Below are 18,606 nucleotides of genomic sequence, written 5' to 3'. Positions count from 1 at the left end.
GGTGGCCGGCCGACAAGATCTCGACGAGCCGACGAACTTCCTCTATCCGTTCATTGACGGGAACGAAACCGACTCCGCCGCACTGCTCGCCGACCTGGCGGCGTCCGCGTCGATGAAGGCAGCCGAGAGCGCCGCACTTCGCCGTTCCACGCTCGAGGCCTGTTCGGGACTCATCGAGACCTCGAGCGCGGAGTTGGCGCGCAGATTCGCCGCAGGCGGACGGCTGTTCACCTTCGGCAACGGCGGAAGCTCAACGGATGCAGCCACTCTGGCATCTTTGTTCGCCCGGCCGCCAGAGGGCCAACCATTGCCCGCCTGGTCGTTGACCGCCGATCAGGCGGTGCTGACGGCGCTGGGCAACGACGTCGGCTTCGACCTTGTCTTCGCCCGTCAACTCATCGCAAGGGCGCAGCCCAACGACATCGCGGTCGCGATGTCGACCAGCGGCAACTCCGCGGACCTCCTGCTGGCCATGCGGGAGGCTCATGGTCGCGGCCTGTTCACGATCGGGTTCACCGGGTACGACGGGGGCGCGTTCGCGGCCAACCCCGACGTGGACGTGTGCTTCGTCGTGCGGTCCCAAAGCGTGCACCGGATCCAGGAGTCGCAGGCGCTGCTCGGCTATCAGCTGTGGTCAGCCGTTCATGCGCAGAAGGGCTGTCAATGAGAGAACATGTCGCCGAATACCTCACCTCGGGGCCGTCCTTCGGTGAGGGCGAAGTCATCGACCGCATCGGCACATTTCGCAAACGCCGCCCGCGACTGCGCGACACCGTGGTGACCCTGGCGCACGGCGCGGGCGGAAAGGCCTCCGCCGCACTGGTCGACGGGGTGTTCGTCGAGGCGTTCCGCAATCCGCACCTCGAATCGCTCGGCGACGGCGCGGTCATCACCCTGCCCGGCGGCATGCGGATGGCGATGTCCACCGATTCCTTTGTCGTGCAACCGCTACGCTTCCCGGGCGGATCGATAGGCCACCTCGCCGTTCACGGCACCCTCAACGATCTGGCGATGGCGGGCGCGGTGCCGTCGTGGATGTCGGCGGCATTCGTCATCGAAGAGGGCTTTGCGATAGCCGAACTGCGCGAGATCGTCGCCGACATGGCCGGCGCCGCGCTCGCGGCCGGCGTGCAGATCGTCACGGGCGACACCAAGGTGGTGCCGAGAGGCGCGGCCGACGGCATGTTCATCACCACCTCGGGCGTGGGCATCGTCCCGACAGGTCGCGAACTGTCGCCCGACAAGGTCAGGCCAGGGGACAAGGTGCTGACGTCCGGGACGATCGGCGACCACGGCATGGCCGTCATGCTCGCCCGCGGAGATCTGGCGATCGAGGCGGACATCAGCTCCGACACAGCCGCGGTCAGCCGCCTGGTCGAATGTCTGCTGGAGGCGGCGCCGTCGACGCGGTGGCTGCGCGACCCAACCCGCGGCGGTATCGGCACGGTCTGTAACGAGCTGGCACAGGCATGCGGCCTTGCGGTGATTCTGTCCGAGGACCGGATTCCGGTCCGGCCGCAGGTGGCAGGCGCGTGTGAAATGCTCGGTATCGACCCGATTTACGTGGCCAACGAAGGCAAGTTTCTCGCCGTCGTCGACCCGGCCGAGGCCGACGCGGCACTCGACGCGCTCCGTTCACACCCCGCAGGCCAGGACGCCACCGAGATCGGCCACATCGCCGACGAACCGGCCGCCACGGTCGTAGTCCGCACCGGATTCGGTGGAACCCGCATCGTGGACATGCTCGTCGGCGACCCACTGCCACGGATCTGCTGAGAGGGGACGTCGTATGTGCCTGGGAATTCCCGGACGGATCGTGGAGATCACCGACGCGGCCAATTGCCTTGCCAAGGTGGATGTCAACGGGGTCCGTCGCATCATCAGCGTGCGCCTGCTGGAGAAAGACATGCCCGCGCCCGACGACTGGGTGCTGGTCCATGTCGGCTTCGCGATGGCCAAGATCGACGAGACGGAGGCCTTGTTGACCCTCGCCGCTGTGAAGAAGTTGGGCGAGGCCTACGCCGACGAGATCGAAGCGTTCGACTCGTCGTCGATCATCTGAGTTCGATCATCTGAGTTCGGGAGAAGACAATGCGCTTTGTGGACGAATTCCGCGACCCGGCTTCCGCGCGAAAGCTGTTGGCCGCCATCGACACACTTGCCGCCGCCGGTGGCGCCGACGAGCACTTCAAGTTCATGGAGGTGTGCGGTGGGCACACCCACACGATCTACCGGCACGGCATCGAACACCTGCTGCCTGACAACGTCGAACTGGTGCACGGCCCCGGCTGCCCAGTCTGCGTGATCCCGATGGGTCGGGTCGACGACGCGATCTGGCTCGCTCATCAACAAGACGTGATCTTCACCTGCTTCGGCGACATGATGCGGGTGCCCGGCTCGAACGGCAGCCTGCTCGACGCCAAAGCGGGCGGCGCGGATGTCCGGTTCGTCTACTCGCCGCTGGACGCGCTCAAGATTGCCGTCGACAACCCGGACAAACAGGTCGTGTTCTTCGCGATCGGATTCGAAACCACTGCGCCGTCCACCGCGGTCACCCTTGTGCGTGCGCGTGAACTCGGAATCAAGAACTTCACGGTGTTCTGCAACCACGTCACGATCGTGCCGCCGATCAAGGCGATCCTGGAGTCCCCCGATCTGCGGTTGTCCGGCTTCCTCGGCCCCGGCCATGTCTCGACCGTCGTTGGCAACCGGCCATACCGGTTCGTCCCCGCGGTTTACGGTAAGCCGTTGGTAGTGGCTGGCTTCGAACCGCTCGACATCCTGGCGTCGATCGCGATGCTGTTGAGGCAGATCCGCGAAGGCCGTTGCGAAGTCGAGAACCAGTACTCGCGCGTCGTCAACGAAGAGGGCAACCCGGCAGCCCTGGCCCTGATGGCCGAGGTGTTCGCGCTGCGGCCCCACTTCGAGTGGCGCGGACTGGGATTCATTTCGCAGAGCGCCTTGAAACTGCGTGACGAACTGGTCGACTTCGACGCCGAGCACCGATACTCCCTGCCAGGGGTCCGGGTCGCCGACCCGAAGGCCTGCCAGTGCGGCGAAGTCCTCAAAGGTGTTCTCAAGCCGTGGGAGTGCAAGGTTTTCGGCACGGCGTGCACTCCGGAGACACCGATCGGCACATGCATGGTCTCCCCGGAGGGCGCGTGCGCCGCGTACTACAACTTCGGCAGGCTGCACCGCGACGCCGCGGCGTTGATCGGGCAGGGCGCGCGGGCATGACCACGGCGGACATCACCGGCACCCGGGGTGCGGAGATGTTCGCGCGCTATGCCTTCGCCCCGAACCAACTCGGTTACTGCGGACCGCAGGACTCGAGGATGTTGACCGGCTCGCGTGCCGAGATCGAGAAGGCAGCAAGGCAATTCACCGGCGCGTGGCCGTATCTCGAAGTGACGTCACGCATGACGGGCATCTCCGATCCGCTCGACCATCGGCTGGTCGACTCGTACTGGCTCGGCGGCGGCATCGGTGCCGAGCTGAACCCGGCCACTTTCACCACTGAATTGCTGGACATCATCGCTCCGCAAGCCGGTCACTACTGGAGTCATCTCACCGAAGACCTCGTCGACGGGGCCTCACCGGACCATTGCTTTCACGTGTTCGGCGTCTACCCGTGGTCGCGCCTGCTCGGCAAGGGCGCAGACGAGCATCCGCTGTCCATCCTCGACAACTGCCGGATATCCTGGGGCACCGTGGTGTCGACCGACGGTGCCACCGCTGTTGTCTCGTCCCCCCGCCTGCGCTGGAGGCGCCCGGTCCTTTCGCTGTCAGCACCAGAGGAGAGCACCGTGGACGCGACCGCCGCGGCGCGCAGCGACATCGCCGTCAAGCCAGGCGATCTCGTCGCACTGCATTGGCGACAGGTATGCGACCGACTAACACCCGAGCACCTCGCACGACTGAAAGTCAGCACCGACCGACAGCTGCACGCCACCACCCGCCGACTGAGCTCGAGTCCGTCGTGAGGCCGCGAATCGTCCAGGCCGACGGTCAGATCGGATTCCGGTGGGTGACGCCGGACGGTACGCCCACCACCCTGCCGGACCTGGTGATCGACGATGAGGAGCCCGACAGGTTGGTGGCCACCCACCTCGAAGCGCTCGACGATGCGCTGATCATCGCCGCGGGGCGGTTCGGCGAGCTTCTCGGTGGCGGCAGGCTGCCCGACCCCGACGAACGAGATGAGCTGGTGGACCTGCACCGCAACCTGGACTGGCTGATGCGCGACTACGCGTTGGCGGCCGAGATCAGCGGGATCATCCCCGATGTGCGGGCAGGCAAGATCATCGGCACCGCCGCGCTTTTCTCTATCCGCGCACGCTTCCCCATCGGGCTGCTCGGATCTGCGCCGTTCGACGGCGAACTCGACGAGCCGTCGATGGGCGTCATGAGCGGATTCGGGCAGATGGCGATGGTCGACGAGGAACGACCGTGGAAGGGCGGCCGGTGGGTGCTGAGGTCCGAAACCGGACAACGGTATCCGCTGACGCTGTCAATGATGCTTTTCGATAGCTCAGGGGTGAACAAGGACGCCGCCAGGCGCGAACACCGCGAGGCTATCGAGGCCTGCGTGGCCGGGGCGACCGCCGACGATGCCGACCCGTTCACCGTCGCCTCCGCGCTTGACTGGCTGCTCTATGACTGGCTGATGGCACACCGGGAGGATCCCGACAGCGGGGCGATCCTCATCCCGAAGGGCCACGACTCCGATGCCGCGACGATCGTCGCTGCAACCTGCGCATCGGTGCGCACCCGCGCCCGCATCGATCCCGGCCTGGCGTCGCAGTTGCAGGCCGACTGAGCCGTCACGCGTCGATCAGATCCCACCTCCGGAGTGCGCGCTGCGCGTACCGATCGCCGGCCGTGATAACCGGACGGCGGCCATCGAGGCCGCTGCGCCAAACCGCGTGCGCGATGGCACGAATCACCGAAAGTCCGCTGTGGAAATGGCCATTGGCCGAGGTGACCGTCACCTCAGCTTCGCTGATCTCGACGTGCCAGCCTGGCTGCGGCGAGATCCGCACAGAGTCGACCGGCAGAGCGAGGCCACCGATGTCCTCCGCAAGATGGCTCGGCCGGCAATCGGCGGCGGCGTGAATGGCATCGGAAGCCGAACTGACCCCGCTCAACACAAGCAGGCTGGGCAACCCGGCGCAGTTGGCAGCCGCGATATCCGTTTCTAGTCGATCGCCGACGACCAGAGGCGCTTCGAGACACCCTCGGCTCAATGCCTCTCGCACCATATGAGGTGCCGGCTTGCCGACCACGAGCGGCTCTGCGCCAGTCGCGGCGCGCAGGGCGGCGACCATGGAGCCGTTCCCTGGCACCAGACCACGTTCAGTGGGAAAGGTCGCATCGGCGTTACACGCGATCCACGTCGCGCCGTCTCGGATCGCCAGCACTCCCTCGGCCAGACACCCCCAGTCCGTGTCCGGCGAATGACCCTGCACGACGGCGACCGGCCCGTCGTTCTGTGAGCGGACAGGCTCGAGGCCGACACCGGCCACTTCGGCGGCGAGGGCATCGGTGCCGATCACCAAGACCTTGGATCCGCATTCGAGTTGTTGCCCCAGCATGCGCGCGGCCGTTTGGGCACTTGTCACGACGTCACCTGGGCCGATCGCAAAACCCATTGCCCGCATATGGTCTGCGACCTGCGCAGACGATCGCGAGGCGTTGTTGGTCAACAGCACGCGACGAGCACCGATGTGTTCAAGTACCTCGACAGCACCTTCGATTGCAGTCGACCCACGGTAGAGCGTGCCATCCAGGTCGAGAAGCAGACCATCATGCTGCCCAGCGAGGGTTCCGCTGCCGAAACATGCACTCACAGAACGACTTTAGCTCTCGGCTTGCGCCTGCACCGAATGCGGAGCCACGCAACACCCAGCCCGGTGATCCCGTAGGTGAGCGTCGCCGAACCGCATTGACCATGAGATTTCGTCCAGGAAGCCTCCGCCACCGATAATGACGATGTGCAGATGTCGCGAAATTGGCTTATCGCAGCGCAGACGGCAGCGGTAATGATGCTTGCCGCCTTGGGCGCCGCAGGCCAGGCGTCAGCCGATCCCGCGACGGTGGACTACAGCGCCGAGGGAGGGCTCCCCGACGGCCAGCGGGTCAGCCCGTTCGACCTCTCCAGCCCCGCCGTGTACCGCCTCGATCCCGCGCTGCTGGACGCCATCGAGCGGGCCGCCGACAGCGCCGCCGCCCAGGGCGTCAGCGTCGGCCTGACGTCGGGATGGCGGTCACCCGAGTTCCAGCAGCAACTGTTCGACGACGCCGTTGTCCAGTACGGCAACGCCGAGATCGCCAGCCAGTACGTGGCGTCCCCGCAGATCTCCAAGCACGTGATCGGCAAAGCTGTGGACGTCGGCCCCGCGGGCGCCGACAACTGGTTGATCCGTAACGGCTCGGCGTTCGGGCTGTGTCAGATCTATGCGAACGAGATCTGGCATTTCGAGCTGGCCAGCGACTATGGCGGCGCGTGCCCACCGTTGCGGCCCAACGCCGCGGGCTGACCCGCCAAGCCACCCGCCCCCGACGTCATTGCCGACCCCCAACGTCATTGCCAGGACGGGATGCCACGCTGGGGCGGTGCGCCGCCTTCTGACCCTCGCCGTCTGCGTCTGCGTCTGCGCCGCAGGCTGCAGCGCGCCTGGCCGCGCGCCGATGCTTCCGCCGATGGGCTGGAACTCCTGGAATTCGGGAATACCGCTGACCGAGCAGACGGTGACGCAAACCATCGATGCGATGGTGGCGTCGGGTCTGCGCGACGCCGGCTACCGCTATGTCAACCTCGACGCCGGCTGGGCGGCATCGACCCGCGACGAGGACGGCAAGCTTGCGGCAGACCCTGCCCGCTTCCCGCATGGGATAGCCTCACTGGCCCGTTACGCCCACGATCGCCATATGTATCTAGGCATCTACCACAGCCCGTTCAACCAGGGCTGCGGTCAAGATCCACGGATCGGCGGGGCCGGCCACGAGCGCATCGATGCGCAGACATTCGCCGATTGGGGGGTCGACTACCTCAAATACGACTGGTGCCGGCCGGAGGCCACCCACGCGCAGCAGGTGCACTACTTCTCCGCGATGCGAGATGCCCTGCGCGCCACGGGTCGTCGCATCTTCTACAGCATCAACCCGAATAGTTCGAACGACGCAGGCGCCGGAACCAGATACGACTGGTCCAAGATCGCCGACATGAACCGCAACTCGGTCGATCTGGTCCCCGCATGGGGCGACGACGCGCTGTGGTCTCGAGGTCTGGCTGGCGTGGTGCAGGGCGCGGGCGTCGCAATCCCGCAGGCGGACAAGAGCAGCCCCGCCCATATCAACGATCCCGACATGATGGTGATCGGGCTCGGGTGGAATGAGTTCGTCCGCACGCACCCGACGATGTCCCTCGGACCGGCGCAGGCCGACCTGAACGACATCGAGCAGCGGGCGCACCTATCGCTGTGGGCGATGCTGGCGGCACCACTGCTTATGGGCAACGACGTCCGCGCGATGAGACCGCAGACCCTGGCCATCCTCACCAACCGCGACGTCATCGCCGTCGACCAGGATCCGCTTGTCGCGCAGGGGCGCCCGCTCGACAGCGATCCACGCGTCTGGGTCAAGCCGCTCGCCGGCGGCGCGGTCGCCGTGGCGCTGACCAACGCGGGCAACGCCGCAGGTGACATCGGCACCACGGCAGAGGCAGTGGGTCTGCCAGCCGCCGATTGCTACCGCGTGCGCGATCTCTGGTCGCATACCGAAAGCGACAGCACCGACGCGATCGGTCCTGTGCATGTTCCGTCACACGGCGTGGCGATGTTCACGGTGAACACCTGCGGGTGACCTATTCACAGGAACATTCCAACGTGGGCATAGCCGCGACACCGATTGCGCCTGCCCAATGGGGATATGACTTCGACGCTGCAGGCGCCCACCGCTGCTGACGCTGCGGGCCAGATTCCGGTTCGCATTCGACGTCGCATCGGCGAAGTCAATCGCCGTCGCGTCGCGCTCGGCGTTCTGTTGGTCGCCACGGCGGTCACCTACCTGTGGAACATCACCGTCAACGGGATGGGCAACCAGTTCTATGCGGGCGCCGCGCAGGCGGGTTCGAAGAACTGGGAGGCGCTGCTCTTCGGATCGGTGGATCCCGACAACTTCATCACCGTCGACAAGCCTCCGGTGTCGCAGTGGGTGATGGGGCTGTCGGGTCAGCTGTTCGGCTTCAGCAGCGCCAGCATGCTCGTGCCGGAAGCACTGATGGCCGTCGCGTCCGTTGCGCTGCTGTACGGCGCCGTCCGGCGCATCGCGGGGGCGAACGCGGGTTTACTCGCAGGCGCGTTGTTCGCGCTGACTCCGGTAGTGGCGCTGATGTTCAGATACAACAACCCCGACGCCGTCATGGTGCTGCTCATGACGGCAGCCGCTTACTGCACAGTGCGCGCGTTGGAGCGCGCCAGCGCAAAGTGGCTGGCGTTGGCCGGTGCGGCACTCGGTTTCGCTTTTCTGGCGAAGATGCTGGAGGGCCTGATGGTGGCACCGGCGATCGGGCTGGCCTACATGATCGTCGCGCCGACGACGCTGCGGCGGCGACTCCTGCACGTGGGCGCAGCGGCGCTCGCGTGCCTCGCGTCGGCGGGCTGGTTCGTGGTGCTGACGCTGCTGTGGCCGGCCTCGTCGCGGCCGTATCTCGCCGGCTCGACCGACAACAACTTCATGAACCTGGTCCTCGGCTACAACGGGCTCGCGCGAGTACTCGGCCGCGATCACGGCGGCGCATTCATGTTCGGCCCGTCGATCGGCTCCGCATTGGGATCCGACGTTCGCATATCGTCGGTGCGTCACGGCGACTTCAACGCGTTCGGCGGCGCGGGCGCGGGCATCACACGGCTGTTCTCCGGGGAGTTCGGCTTCGAGATCGGCTGGCTGCTCCCGGCGGCTCTGCTCGCGCTGGTGGTGGTCGTCGTCACGCGCCGACGGGCGCGACGCGCCGACCTCACCCGCGGCGGCGCAATCCTGTTCGGCGGCTGGCTGCTGATCGACGGGTTGGTGCTCAGCTACATGAAGGGCATGGCACACCCCTATTACTGCTTGTCGGTCGCACCCGCGATGGCAGGGCTTGTCGCCATCGGCGGTAGCGAGGCGTGGCGCTTGCGTCACACGATATTCGGCCGAAGTGCCTTGGCCGCAATGATTCTCGTGACAGGGATATGGAGCTGGTGGCTCCTCGGCCGCAACGCGGACTGGCTGCCTGCGTTGCGATGGGCAATCCTTACCGTGACGATCGCCGCCACCATCGCACTGCTGGTGGCACTTGGTTCGCCGCACCGTCGGCGAGCGGCCAAGGTCTGCCTCGCGGCCGCCGTCGTCGTCGCAGGCGCGGGATCGGCCTCATACACGTTCGCCACGATCGGCCAGTCCCATGAAGGCGGAGGCGCGAGAGTCGGGCCAGCGGTCGCAGACGGGAACGGGTTCGGGCGCGGCGGCTGGATGGATGACGACGCGGACAACACTGCGCTCCAGGATTTGCTCGAGGGCACTCACAATCAGTGGTCGGCCGCGATCAACGGCTCATCGGCGGCGGCGGGCCTCGAACTGTCCACCAACACCGCGGTGATGGCGATCGGCGGGTTCTCCGGCTCGGATCCGGTGCCCTCACTGCGCCAATTCCAGGACGACGTGACCAACCACCGGATCGGCTACTACATCGCACCCGACACCGCCCGCGGCCATGGCCGCCAGCAGCACACCGACATCACCCGATGGGTCGCGGCGAACTTCCTGCCGGTGCGCGCCGGTTCCGCGACCGTGTACGACCTCTCGGCCCCGAGCCACTGAAACCGCAACGCGACTACACCGGGCAGGGCGCTCTCGATCACGTATCCACCCGTCGGCCCGCAGCGCTGCACGCGTCGACCTGCCCGCCTTCGGGCGACAGATTCGCTCGACCGGACGGGGCCACTGTTGGCTCTTCGGCAACAGCGAATTTGTCGCTCAGAGGCGGGCACCCCGGCAGGCATCCTTTGCACCTCAACAGGAAGAAGGAACTGGCGACCCCGACCCACACCGATATGCTCACGACGATCGGCACATCACGTCTGAGTGAAATCGCGAAGCCCTAGTCTGATCACCGGACCACAGCCCTGGCAGGCTCGGGGAATACCAATCGCCTACCTGACGTCGGAACGTGGCAGTAATCGATCCCCGGAGGCGGCATGAAGTTCGGCATCTCGACGTTCGTCAACGACGACACCATCGACACGGTGACGTTGGCACGTGCAATAGAGGAGCGGGGCTTCGAATCGCTGGCCATCGCCGAACACACACACATTCCGGCCAGCCGCGAGTCCGCCTACCCCATGGGCGGCGAACTGCCGCAGATCTATTACCGGACTCTCGACCCCTTCGTCACCCTCGCGGCGGCAGCCGCCGTGACGTCGAGGATCGAGCTGATCACCGGGATCGCGCTACTGATCCAGCGTGACCCGATCATCACCGCGAAAGAGGCCTCGAGCATCGACCTGATCTCGGGTGGCCGATTCGTGTTCGGTGTGGGCGCGGGCTGGAACATCGAGGAGCTGAGCAACCACGGGACCGACCCGAAGACACGCGGCGCACTACTCGACGAACGCATCGAAGCCATCCGGGCGCTGTGGACCGACGAGCCGGCCGAGTTCCACGGCCGCTACGTCGATTTCGACGCGTCCTACCTGCGGCCAAAGCCCGTGCAGACGCCGCACCCGCCCATCTTCATCGGCGGCGACTCCGATGCCACCGTCAAGCGGGTGATCAGGCACGACGCGGGCTGGATATCGAATCCGAGCCCCGCGGAGCACCTGAGGAAACGCATCGAGCAGATGCGCGACGGAGCAGGCCACGACGTGCCGCTGGCGACGTTCGGCACTCCGATAGATGCCGATTACTGGGCTGCCCTCGATGAGCTCGGCTACGGACGGGTCGCGCTCCTGCTGCCGACCAAACCGGAGAACGAGTCTCTGAAGCTGCTCGACGACTACGCCGCCGCGGTCGAAAAGTACCGCGCTTAGGACATACGCTTCGTGCGGTGAGCGGAAAACGGGGCAACCCGCTGGCGCTGGCCGCGATCGGGCTCGCGCTGGTCGCGTGCACGCACAGCCCGCCTCCGGCGCCGCCGCCCGCACCGACCGCTGCCCCGAGCGCGGCACCGTCTGCGCCTCCCACGGTGAGCCTGCTGGACGACGAGACACCCAAGCCCGCGGGCGCGCAGCCCGAACTGGCGTCTGATCCTGCGCAGCTGGCCGACGACCTCGTCGCCGACGAACAGGCGCTCCGCGACCCGTCCACGCCCGAGGCCGCACTGCAGGCAGCGGCGCGCCGCCAGCAGGCGGCCTACCGCGCCATCGGGCGCGACGGCCAGTTGGACGCGATCACCCGCCCCAGAATCCCGGCCCCGCTACTGGAGATCTACGACCTCAACGTCGACGCGCGTCGGCAGCTCACCGCGATGGCGGAGACCAGGGACACGATCCCGGTCTGGCGCATCGTTGCCCCGGCGCCCGCCGATGAACTGTTGAGCTACTACCGCGAAGCGGAAGCCGCTTCGGGCGTCGGCTGGAACTATCTGGCCGCGATCAATCTGATCGAGACCCGGCTGGGCAGCGTCGTCGGCCCGAGCAGCGCTGGCGCGCAAGGCCCCATGCAGTTCCTGCCGTCGACCTTCGCCGCATACGGCGACGGCGGCGACATCTACTCACCCCGCGACAGCATTATGGCGGCAGGCCGCTACCTTGCCGCCAACGGCTTCACCGGCGATCGCGACCAAGCGATTTACCGTTACAACCATGCCGCTCAATACGTCCGGGCGGTCAACGATTACGCGATGGTGCTCGCCGCCGATCCCGCAGCGTTCACCGGGTTTTACCGCTGGGAGGTCTACCTGAAGACGACCGCGGGTGATCTGTTGCTGCCCATCGGCTATGCATCGTCGACGCCGGTTCCGGTCAAGGAGTACCTGGCGACCCATCCGCAGTGACGCCAGGCGTGATCGAATTCGTCGAGGCCGTCGTATGTAGCACACTGCTACACTTGGTTACACACTGCTACATATGGAGGCGATGATGGCGGGTACCACCGACCGCGTCACCCGCTTTGCCGCTGATCTCCTCGACAGCGCGGCCGCCGAGGGCGCACGACAGAGCCGATCGGCCAAACAGCAACTCGACCACTGGGCGCGGGTCGGTCGCGAGGTATCCAGTCGGCACACCGCAGCACGCATGCGGGTCGAAGAGGCCCTCGCCGGAGATCTCGAGCTGCGCGAACTCAGCGTCGAGGAGGGTGTCGTGTTCAACGCCGAGGTAGCCGCGGCCATCCAGGAGAACCTCGCCCAATCGAACTACGGCGACGTGTTGGCCAGACGCGGTATCACCACCGTTGCTCTCAACGAATCCGGTGAGATCGTCGAGCACCGACCCGACGGCAGCTCCGTGGTGCTGACTGCGCGGCGCAAGCCGTCTCGACGCAAGAAGTGACCAGCACGACCACCCGATGAACCGGCTTGATCTCGTCGTCGGGCCCAATGGAGCGGGTAAGTCCACCTTCGTCGAACTCACACTTGCCCCGCTGCTGCCGCAATCCGTGTTCGTCAACGCCGACGAGATCGCACGGCAGCGCTGGCCCGACGATCCCGCCGCACACGCGTACGACGCCGCACGGGTGGCGGCCGATACCAGATTCAAGCTGATCGAACTCGGCCGGTCCTTCATCGCCGAGACGGTGTTCTCGCATCCGTCCAAGCTCGAATTGATCGACGTGGCCCGCGCTGCCGACTACACCGTCGTGCTGCACGCACTTCTCATCCCGGAGGAATTGGCGGTGCAGCGCGTCCGGCATCGCGTCAGCGCGGGCGGGCACGACGTGCCGGAAGACAAGATACGCCAACGCTATCGACGGCTCTGGGCGCACGTCGCCGCTGCGATCATGCGGTCTGACTCCGCCACCGTTTACGACAACAGCGGCCTTAAGGGCCCGCGCATCGTCGCGCAGTTCAGCGGCGGGTTCGCCGTTGGCCTTTCCACGTGGCCCGAATGGACCCCGAAGGAGCTGTCCACCAGGTGGTGACCTCGACTACCATCCACCCATGATGCGAGCCGGTGTGGCGTCCCTGGCGGCCCTGACCCTGGCGCTGGCGGGCGTCGTCGGCGCGGCCGGCGCGCACGCCGAGCCCATGCCCCCGCCGCCGTGCGGCTTCACGCTGTCGCCTCCACATGTGGTGCAGGTCGACGGCGTCAGCAAGGTCACCGCCACCATCACCTCGGCGGTCTGCGGCGTCGCGGCCAGCCCGTATCAGAGCGTGGCGTGTGTTGAGCTTGCCGGTCAGCAGGGCGGTTCGTGCATGCAGGGCACCGACTCCGCACAGGCCTACTACGCCGAGCCCTACCAACCCGGCGCGACCTACGCGTCACGCGGGCGCGGCTGCGGGATCATCGTGCCCACCCTGCCTGCGGACAACTGCCAGATCCTCGGGCCCATCACCGCCACCCTGTAGCCGGTCACTAACCTGGGGCGATGTCTGATCGCGTCCTTGTGCAGGTCGAAAACCACGTCGCGCTGATCACGGTCAACGACCCTGAGCGCCGCAACGCCGTCACCGCCGAGATCTCGGCTGCGCTGCGGGCGGCGGTCGATGCGGCCGAAGCGAACACCGACGTGCACGCCCTCATCGTCACCGGAGCGGGCAAGGCCTTCTGCGCGGGCGCCGACCTGACCGCGCTCGGCGAGGCGACCGAGGACGGCCTGCGTGCCATTTACGACGGCTTCCTCGCGGTGGCCAGCTGCACGCTTCCCACGATCGCGGCCGTCAACGGCGCCGCCGTCGGCGCCGGGCTCAACCTCGCGCTGGCCGCCGACGTGCGCATCGCCGGGCCTGCCGCGCTGTTCGATCCGCGCTTCCAGAAACTCGGCATCCACCCGGGCGGCGGTGCGACGTGGATGCTTCAGCGCGCGGTCGGCGTGCAGGCGGCAAGGGCCTCACTGCTGTTCGGGATGCGCTTCGACGCCGAGGCCGCCGTCCGATACGGGCTGGCGCTGACCGTCGCCGACGACCCGGTCGCCGCCGCCAAGGAGTTGGCAACCGGACCTGCGGCCGCGCCTCGCGAGGTGGTGCTCGCCACGAAGGCCTCTATGCGAGCAACCGCCAACCCGGGTTCTCTCGATATCGACCAACACCGGATCGCGGTAGATACCGAGCTGAAACCGCAAGCGGCGTCGATTCTTTCGCCGGAATTCGCCGAGCGGCTGGCCGCCGCCAAGCGCAGGTAGCGCTAGCTGTCGAGCAGGGCCAGCTCCGGCGACTCGATCAATCGTCGGAGTTCGCCGAGGAACGCAGCCACCTGTGCGCCATCGGCAATGCGGTGGTCGAATGCGCACGTCAACGTCATCGTCGGTCGAGCCACGACGGCATCGTCGACAACGACCGGACGCGGCTTCAACGACCCCATGCCCAGGATGGCGGCCTCGGGATAGTTGATGACGGGCACGCCCTCGTCCAACCCGAGCGCGCCGAAGTTCGACACGGTGAACGTGGAGCCCTGCAGCTCAGTCGGTTTGACGGTTCCTGCGCGCGCCTCCTCGATGAGCCGCGACACCGTCGCCGCCAACTCACGCGTCGATTTGTCCTGCGCGTCCTTGACGACCGGCACAAGCAGCCCGCGCGGCGCCGCAACGCCGAAGCCCAGGTGCACGGCCGAATGAACGTGGATGTGCGGCCCACCGGCGGTATCCACCCATGTGGAGTTGAACATCGGGTGATGCGTCAGCGCGATCGTCAACAGCCGAAGCGTCAGAACGAACGGCGTGATCGGCGGCCCGTCATCGCCGACCGCGTCCCGCAGCCGATCACGCACCCGCAGCAGGGCCGAGCAGTCGACCTGGGCACTGGCGTGCGCATCCGGAATTTTGCTCCGTGACAACGCCATTCGCTGCGCCATGGTGGCCTGCACCCCGGTGACGCCGACGGTGTCGAGGGCGGGTCCCGACGTGCCGGCAGCCGCGCGCACATCCTCACGGGTGACGATTCCGTCCCGACCCGAACCAGGCGCCAGCGAGGCCAGATCGACGTGCATGTCTGCGGCAAGCTTGCGCACGGCAGGCTTGGCGCGCGCTCGCACACCGTCGGAGACCGGCGCCCGCCGACTGGTGTCCATATCGTCGTCGGTGCCATACCCGACCAGCACCGCCTTGCGCGCCGGTTTACCACCGTTCTGCGATGCGGGAGCGGGTGCGTCGGTCGCGATGCGCACCAGCACCGCACCGACGGCGAGCGTTTCACCGTCGGCACCACCGAGTTCGACGATGCGACCCGCGTAGGGACTGGGGATCTCCACCTCGGCCTTGTTGGTCTCCACTGTGCACAGCGTCTGGTTGAGTTCGACATCGTCGCCGGCCGCCACACTCCAACTGGTGATCGTCGCGTCCTCCAGGCCTTCACCGAGATCGGGAACCAGGAAGTCCCGCACGGAGCCGGTCATGAGCTCATTGCCTTCTCGACGCAGTCGATCAACCGGTCCACGCCGGGTAGCCACAGCTTTTCCAGGCGCGCGGGCGGATACGGCGTGTCGAAACCGGTGGCGCGCAAGACCGGCGCCTCGAGGTCGTAGAACAGCTCCTCCTGAATGCGGGCCGCCAACTCGGCGCCGAAGCCGAGGGTGCGGGCACCCTCATGGACGACGACGGCGCGCCCGGTCTTGCGCACCGAGGCCGCGATGGTGTCGAAGTCCAGCGGGTTGAGCGAGCGCAGGTCCACGACCTCCAGGTTCCAGCCGTAGTGGTCGGCGGCCAGATCTGCTGCCGCCAGCGCGGTTTGCACCAGCCCGCCGTAGGTGAGCACGGTGACGTCGTCGCCGGCGCGCCGGATGGCGGCACGGCCGATGGGCAATCCGGGCGTGACGGTGTCGACGTTCTCGCGCGCCCAGTACCTCCTCTTGGGCTCGAGGAACACCACCGGATCCCGGCTGGCGATCGAATGCCGCAGCAGCCAGTAGGCGTCCGACGGTGTCGACGGCACCACCACTTTCAGGCCCGCGGTATGGGCCCAATACGCTTCGGTGGACTCCGAATGGTGTTCGACCGCACCGATTCCGCCGAACGACGGGATGCGGACCGTCACGGGCATGTCGACGTCGCCGTGGGTGCGCACCCGGTACTTCGCAAGGTGGCTGACCATCTGGTCGAACGCCGGGTAGGAGAACCCGTCGAACTGGATCTCGGGAACCGGCACGAAGCCGCGGATCGCCAACCCGATCGCGATGCCGATAATCGCAGACTCCGCCAAAGGCGTGTCGAAACATCTTCCGTCACCAAAGGTTTCGGTGAGTCCCTCGGTGACCCGGAAGACACCGCCGAGCGTCGCCACGTCCTCGCCGAAAACCAGCACCCTGTCGTCGGCCGCCATCGCGTCGTGCAGTGCCCGGTTGATCGCCTGCACCATGGTCAGATTCGTGGTGGTCGATACCGACGTGAACAGCGGCGGCTCGTGTGCGTCGTCCCCGTAATCCGCAGGCCGCTCGATGATCTGAGTCATGTCAGGCCTCCTTCGCCAACTCGGCCATCAACTGGTCGCGCTGGGCTTGCAGGGTCGGAGTGATCTCCGCATAGGTCGTGTCGAAGAGCTGGCCGACATCCATGTCGGGTGTGTTGACGATTGCATCGCGAAGTTCCGTGCACAGCCGGGCCGCCCGGGTTTCGACGCGGTGTTGCAGCCGTTCGTCCCACACATCGATGTTCTGTAAGTATTTGCGGTAGCGCGGTATCGGGTCCAGCGCCACCCACTTGTCCACCTCGTCCTGCGACCGGTAGCGGGTCGGGTCGTCGGAGGTGGTGTGCGGCCCCAGCCGGTAGGTGACCGCTTCGATCAGCGTCGGGCCGTGACCCTCGCGGGCGCGTTGCGCGGCTTCGGCCATCACCGCGTGGCACGCCAGCACGTCGTTGCCGTCGACGCGGATGCCTGGCATCCCGTAACCGATCGCCCGGTGCGCGATCGACGGCCCCGCCTGCTGACGGCTGACCGGAACGGAGATCGCCCACTGGTTGTTCTGCACGAAGAACACGCACGGCGCCTTGAAGACGGCGGCGAGGTTGAGCGCTTCGTGCGCGTCGCCCTCGCTCGTCGCGCCATCGCCGAGGTACGCAACGGTCACCGAGTCTTCGCCGAGACGCTGGGCGGCCATGGCGGCTCCGACCGCATGCAGACCGTGGGTGCCGATCGGAATTGCGATCGGAGCGACGCACTTCTCGGTGAACCCCAGCCCGCCGTGCCACCGGCCTCGCCAGACCGCGCCCATCTGCGCAGGCGTGATGCCGCGCAGCAGGAACGCCCCGATCTCGCGGTACTGCGGAAACAGCCAGTCGGTCTTACGCAGGCACGCCGCCGAACCGATCTGAGCGGCCTCCTGACCGCGACACGACGCGAAGAGCGCGAGTTCGCCCTGTCGTTGCAGGTTGACGAACTCCGCGTCAAGCGCGCGGGTGACGGCCATCAGCTCGTAGAGCCAGCCCATCGTCTCGGGTGGAAGATCTCGGCGATACCGGGTCTCGGTGGTCGGCGTCCCGTCCGGGGCGACCAGTCGAATCGGCTCCAGCTCGACATCAGCGACCGACGTCAAGGGTGCCTGAGTGGACCCTGCCATACCGCCTCCTAGGGTCACTGACGGCGGATCGCGCCGTCAGGCGACTGAGGTGCTCAGCACGGAGGCGGTCAGAGCAAAACCCCTGGTGAGGGGCTGCCGGCTAGTTGCCAGGGTGAGGCGCTAGCTGGACGATGCGCTCTGCCCGCCGCAGCACTGGGGCATCCACCATTATGCCCTCGAATTGGAAGACGCCTCGTTCACCGCGCGCCGTGTCGAGCACTCGCCGCGCCCAATCCACCTGGTCATCGCTCGGCGCGTAGGCATCCCGAATGACCGCGACCTGCGTCGGATGGATCGCCACCTTGGCGTCGAAGCCGACCGCAACGGCATCGTCGGCTTCGGCCCGCAGCCCGTCGAGGTTCTTGATGTCGAGGTACACCGAGTCCAGCGCCATCCGGCCGTAGGCCTTTGCCGCCAGCAACGACTGTGAGCGGACGTGCTTGGCGACGTCGCGGTAGCTGCCGTCGGGCCACCGGTTGGCGGTGCCGCCCGTCGACGCGAAAAGATCCTCGGCACCCCACATGAGGGCAAAAGCGTTGTCCATACGCGCCAACTCGTTGACCATCACCGCGCCCAGCGGTGTCTCGATAAGCACGATGACGTCCAGCGGCGCCAAGTCCCGGATCTGCTGCGGGTCCTCGGTCTTGGCCAGCATCACGGTCGTGTACTTCGTTTTCGCGAGCGCATCGAGGTCCGGCGCGTGGTCGGCCGTGGCGGTGGGGTTGATCCTGACGACGGTGCGGTCGGGATCCAACGGGTTGTCGATCAGCGCCGCGCGGGCCTCTTCCCGGTCTTTCGCCGCGACACCGTCTTCGAGATCGAGGATCACCACATCCGCTGCGGCCACCGCCTTCAAGAAGCGTTCCGGGCGGTCGGCCGGGCAGAACAACCAGCCGGGGCCGTTATTCGCTAGAGCCATTTCGCT

General features: G+C 66.8%; 20 protein-coding genes. 15 read left to right on the top strand and 5 right to left on the bottom strand.

Annotated features, from left to right (window positions below; all coding sequences use genetic code 11):
- The first annotated feature begins 1 nt into the window (after position 1).
- The 6 genes from D6M19_RS08600 to D6M19_RS08575 are packed head-to-tail and all read left to right on the top strand — an operon-like array spanning position 2 to position 4,819.
- Positions 2–667 carry a D-sedoheptulose-7-phosphate isomerase gene (locus D6M19_RS08600; protein WP_234834766.1) on the top strand — a complete coding sequence of 222 codons (666 nt, stop codon included), beginning with the start codon at positions 2–4 and terminating at the stop codon, positions 665–667.
- Positions 664–1,776, top strand: coding sequence for a hydrogenase expression/formation protein HypE (gene hypE, locus D6M19_RS08595; RefSeq protein WP_123024748.1), 1,113 nt, complete (start codon positions 664–666; stop codon positions 1,774–1,776). Before D6M19_RS08600 ends, hypE begins: the two co-directional genes overlap by 4 nt.
- A 13-nt stretch (positions 1,777–1,789) precedes the next feature.
- Positions 1,790–2,062 carry a HypC/HybG/HupF family hydrogenase formation chaperone gene (locus D6M19_RS08590; RefSeq protein ID WP_123024747.1) on the top strand — a complete coding sequence of 91 codons (273 nt, stop codon included), beginning with the start codon at positions 1,790–1,792 and terminating at the stop codon, positions 2,060–2,062.
- 29 nt (positions 2,063–2,091) lie between these two features.
- Positions 2,092–3,237, top strand: coding sequence for a hydrogenase formation protein HypD (gene hypD, locus D6M19_RS08585; RefSeq protein ID WP_123024746.1), 1,146 nt, complete (start codon positions 2,092–2,094; stop codon positions 3,235–3,237).
- Positions 3,234–3,983, top strand: a complete 750-nt coding sequence (locus tag D6M19_RS08580) for a DUF6390 family protein (protein WP_123024745.1) — start codon at positions 3,234–3,236, stop codon at positions 3,981–3,983. The genes hypD and D6M19_RS08580 overlap by 4 nt, the downstream gene beginning before the upstream one ends.
- Entirely contained in the window at positions 3,980–4,819 is an 840-nt protein-coding gene (locus D6M19_RS08575) for a hypothetical protein (RefSeq protein ID WP_123024744.1), read from the top strand. Before D6M19_RS08580 ends, D6M19_RS08575 begins: the two co-directional genes overlap by 4 nt.
- Positions 4,820–4,823: 4 nt before the next feature.
- On the opposite strand, the gene D6M19_RS08570 is transcribed toward D6M19_RS08575, so the two are convergent.
- On the bottom strand, positions 4,824–5,849 hold the full coding sequence (locus D6M19_RS08570) for an HAD-IIA family hydrolase (RefSeq protein WP_123024743.1): 1,026 nt from the start codon (positions 5,847–5,849) through the stop codon (positions 4,824–4,826).
- Between the two features lie 150 nt (positions 5,850–5,999).
- Between D6M19_RS08570 and D6M19_RS08565 the strand changes: the two genes are divergently transcribed.
- From D6M19_RS08565 to D6M19_RS08525, 9 genes are all read left to right on the top strand, one after another.
- Positions 6,000–6,539, top strand: coding sequence for a M15 family metallopeptidase (locus tag D6M19_RS08565; RefSeq protein ID WP_123024808.1), 540 nt, complete (start codon positions 6,000–6,002; stop codon positions 6,537–6,539).
- Between the two features lie 76 nt (positions 6,540–6,615).
- Positions 6,616–7,863, top strand: coding sequence for a glycoside hydrolase family 27 protein (locus tag D6M19_RS08560; protein ID WP_123024742.1), 1,248 nt, complete (start codon positions 6,616–6,618; stop codon positions 7,861–7,863).
- 66 nt (positions 7,864–7,929) lie between these two features.
- Positions 7,930–9,858 (top strand): ArnT family glycosyltransferase, encoded by a 1,929-nt coding sequence (locus D6M19_RS08555; protein ID WP_123024741.1) that lies wholly within the window; start codon positions 7,930–7,932, stop codon positions 9,856–9,858.
- A 377-nt stretch (positions 9,859–10,235) separates the two neighbouring features.
- Positions 10,236–11,066 (top strand): LLM class F420-dependent oxidoreductase, encoded by an 831-nt coding sequence (locus D6M19_RS08550; RefSeq protein WP_123024740.1) that lies wholly within the window; start codon positions 10,236–10,238, stop codon positions 11,064–11,066.
- Positions 11,067–11,083: 17 nt separating this feature from the next.
- Complete coding sequence (locus tag D6M19_RS08545) at positions 11,084–12,031, top strand: lytic transglycosylase domain-containing protein (RefSeq protein WP_123024739.1); 948 nt, start codon at positions 11,084–11,086, stop codon at positions 12,029–12,031.
- Positions 12,032–12,116: 85 nt separating this feature from the next.
- Complete coding sequence (locus tag D6M19_RS08540) at positions 12,117–12,527, top strand: TA system antitoxin ParD family protein (RefSeq protein ID WP_123024807.1); 411 nt, start codon at positions 12,117–12,119, stop codon at positions 12,525–12,527.
- A 16-nt stretch (positions 12,528–12,543) separates the two neighbouring features.
- Entirely contained in the window at positions 12,544–13,116 is a 573-nt protein-coding gene (locus D6M19_RS08535; RefSeq protein WP_123024738.1) for an ATPase, read from the top strand.
- 19 nt (positions 13,117–13,135) lie between these two features.
- On the top strand, positions 13,136–13,543 hold the full coding sequence (locus D6M19_RS08530; protein ID WP_123024737.1) for a hypothetical protein: 408 nt from the start codon (positions 13,136–13,138) through the stop codon (positions 13,541–13,543).
- Between the two features lie 20 nt (positions 13,544–13,563).
- Positions 13,564–14,316, top strand: a complete 753-nt coding sequence (locus D6M19_RS08525) for an enoyl-CoA hydratase (RefSeq protein ID WP_123024736.1) — start codon at positions 13,564–13,566, stop codon at positions 14,314–14,316.
- A 2-nt stretch (positions 14,317–14,318) separates the two neighbouring features.
- On the opposite strand, the gene D6M19_RS08520 is transcribed toward D6M19_RS08525, so the two are convergent.
- The 4 genes from D6M19_RS08520 to D6M19_RS08505 all read right to left on the bottom strand — a co-directional run bounded on the left by D6M19_RS08520 (position 14,319) and on the right by D6M19_RS08505 (position 18,600).
- A complete protein-coding gene (locus D6M19_RS08520; RefSeq protein ID WP_123024735.1) occupies positions 14,319–15,524 on the bottom strand; it encodes a dihydrolipoamide acetyltransferase family protein in 1,206 nt (401 codons plus the stop codon).
- On the bottom strand, positions 15,521–16,576 hold the full coding sequence (locus D6M19_RS08515) for an alpha-ketoacid dehydrogenase subunit beta (RefSeq protein WP_123024734.1): 1,056 nt from the start codon (positions 16,574–16,576) through the stop codon (positions 15,521–15,523). The genes D6M19_RS08520 and D6M19_RS08515 overlap by 4 nt, the downstream gene beginning before the upstream one ends.
- Before the next feature lies 1 nt (position 16,577).
- Positions 16,578–17,681, bottom strand: coding sequence for a pyruvate dehydrogenase (acetyl-transferring) E1 component subunit alpha (pdhA, locus tag D6M19_RS08510; RefSeq protein WP_123024733.1), 1,104 nt, complete (start codon positions 17,679–17,681; stop codon positions 16,578–16,580).
- Positions 17,682–17,781: 100 nt separating this feature from the next.
- Entirely contained in the window at positions 17,782–18,600 is an 819-nt protein-coding gene (locus D6M19_RS08505; protein ID WP_123024732.1) for an HpcH/HpaI aldolase/citrate lyase family protein, read from the bottom strand.
- Positions 18,601–18,606: the final 6 nt, after the last annotated feature.

This window comes from Mycolicibacterium stellerae (genome assembly GCF_003719305.1).
GTDB classification, from domain to species: domain Bacteria; phylum Actinomycetota; class Actinomycetes; order Mycobacteriales; family Mycobacteriaceae; genus Mycobacterium; species Mycobacterium stellerae.
The sequence above is the reverse complement of the archived record's forward strand: the minus strand, read 5'-3'. Positions and strand labels throughout refer to the sequence as shown.

Coding starts and splice junctions, on each gene's coding strand:
- pdhA (WP_123024733.1), bottom strand. CDS start 17,681: ATGGCAGGGTCCACTCAGGCACCCTTGACGTCGGTCGCTGATGTCGAG.
- D6M19_RS08505 (WP_123024732.1), bottom strand. CDS start 18,600: ATGGCTCTAGCGAATAACGGCCCCGGCTGGTTGTTCTGCCCGGCCGAC.
- hypD (WP_123024746.1), top strand. CDS start 2,092: ATGCGCTTTGTGGACGAATTCCGCGACCCGGCTTCCGCGCGAAAGCTG.
- D6M19_RS08580 (WP_123024745.1), top strand. CDS start 3,234: ATGACCACGGCGGACATCACCGGCACCCGGGGTGCGGAGATGTTCGCG.
- D6M19_RS08590 (WP_123024747.1), top strand. CDS start 1,790: ATGTGCCTGGGAATTCCCGGACGGATCGTGGAGATCACCGACGCGGCC.
- D6M19_RS08535 (WP_123024738.1), top strand. CDS start 12,544: ATGAACCGGCTTGATCTCGTCGTCGGGCCCAATGGAGCGGGTAAGTCC.
- D6M19_RS08520 (WP_123024735.1), bottom strand. CDS start 15,524: ATGACCGGCTCCGTGCGGGACTTCCTGGTTCCCGATCTCGGTGAAGGC.
- D6M19_RS08530 (WP_123024737.1), top strand. CDS start 13,136: ATGATGCGAGCCGGTGTGGCGTCCCTGGCGGCCCTGACCCTGGCGCTG.
- D6M19_RS08525 (WP_123024736.1), top strand. CDS start 13,564: ATGTCTGATCGCGTCCTTGTGCAGGTCGAAAACCACGTCGCGCTGATC.
- D6M19_RS08540 (WP_123024807.1), top strand. CDS start 12,117: ATGGCGGGTACCACCGACCGCGTCACCCGCTTTGCCGCTGATCTCCTC.
- D6M19_RS08550 (WP_123024740.1), top strand. CDS start 10,236: ATGAAGTTCGGCATCTCGACGTTCGTCAACGACGACACCATCGACACG.
- D6M19_RS08515 (WP_123024734.1), bottom strand. CDS start 16,576: ATGACTCAGATCATCGAGCGGCCTGCGGATTACGGGGACGACGCACAC.
- D6M19_RS08565 (WP_123024808.1), top strand. CDS start 6,000: ATGTCGCGAAATTGGCTTATCGCAGCGCAGACGGCAGCGGTAATGATG.
- D6M19_RS08555 (WP_123024741.1), top strand. CDS start 7,930: ATGACTTCGACGCTGCAGGCGCCCACCGCTGCTGACGCTGCGGGCCAG.
- hypE (WP_123024748.1), top strand. CDS start 664: ATGAGAGAACATGTCGCCGAATACCTCACCTCGGGGCCGTCCTTCGGT.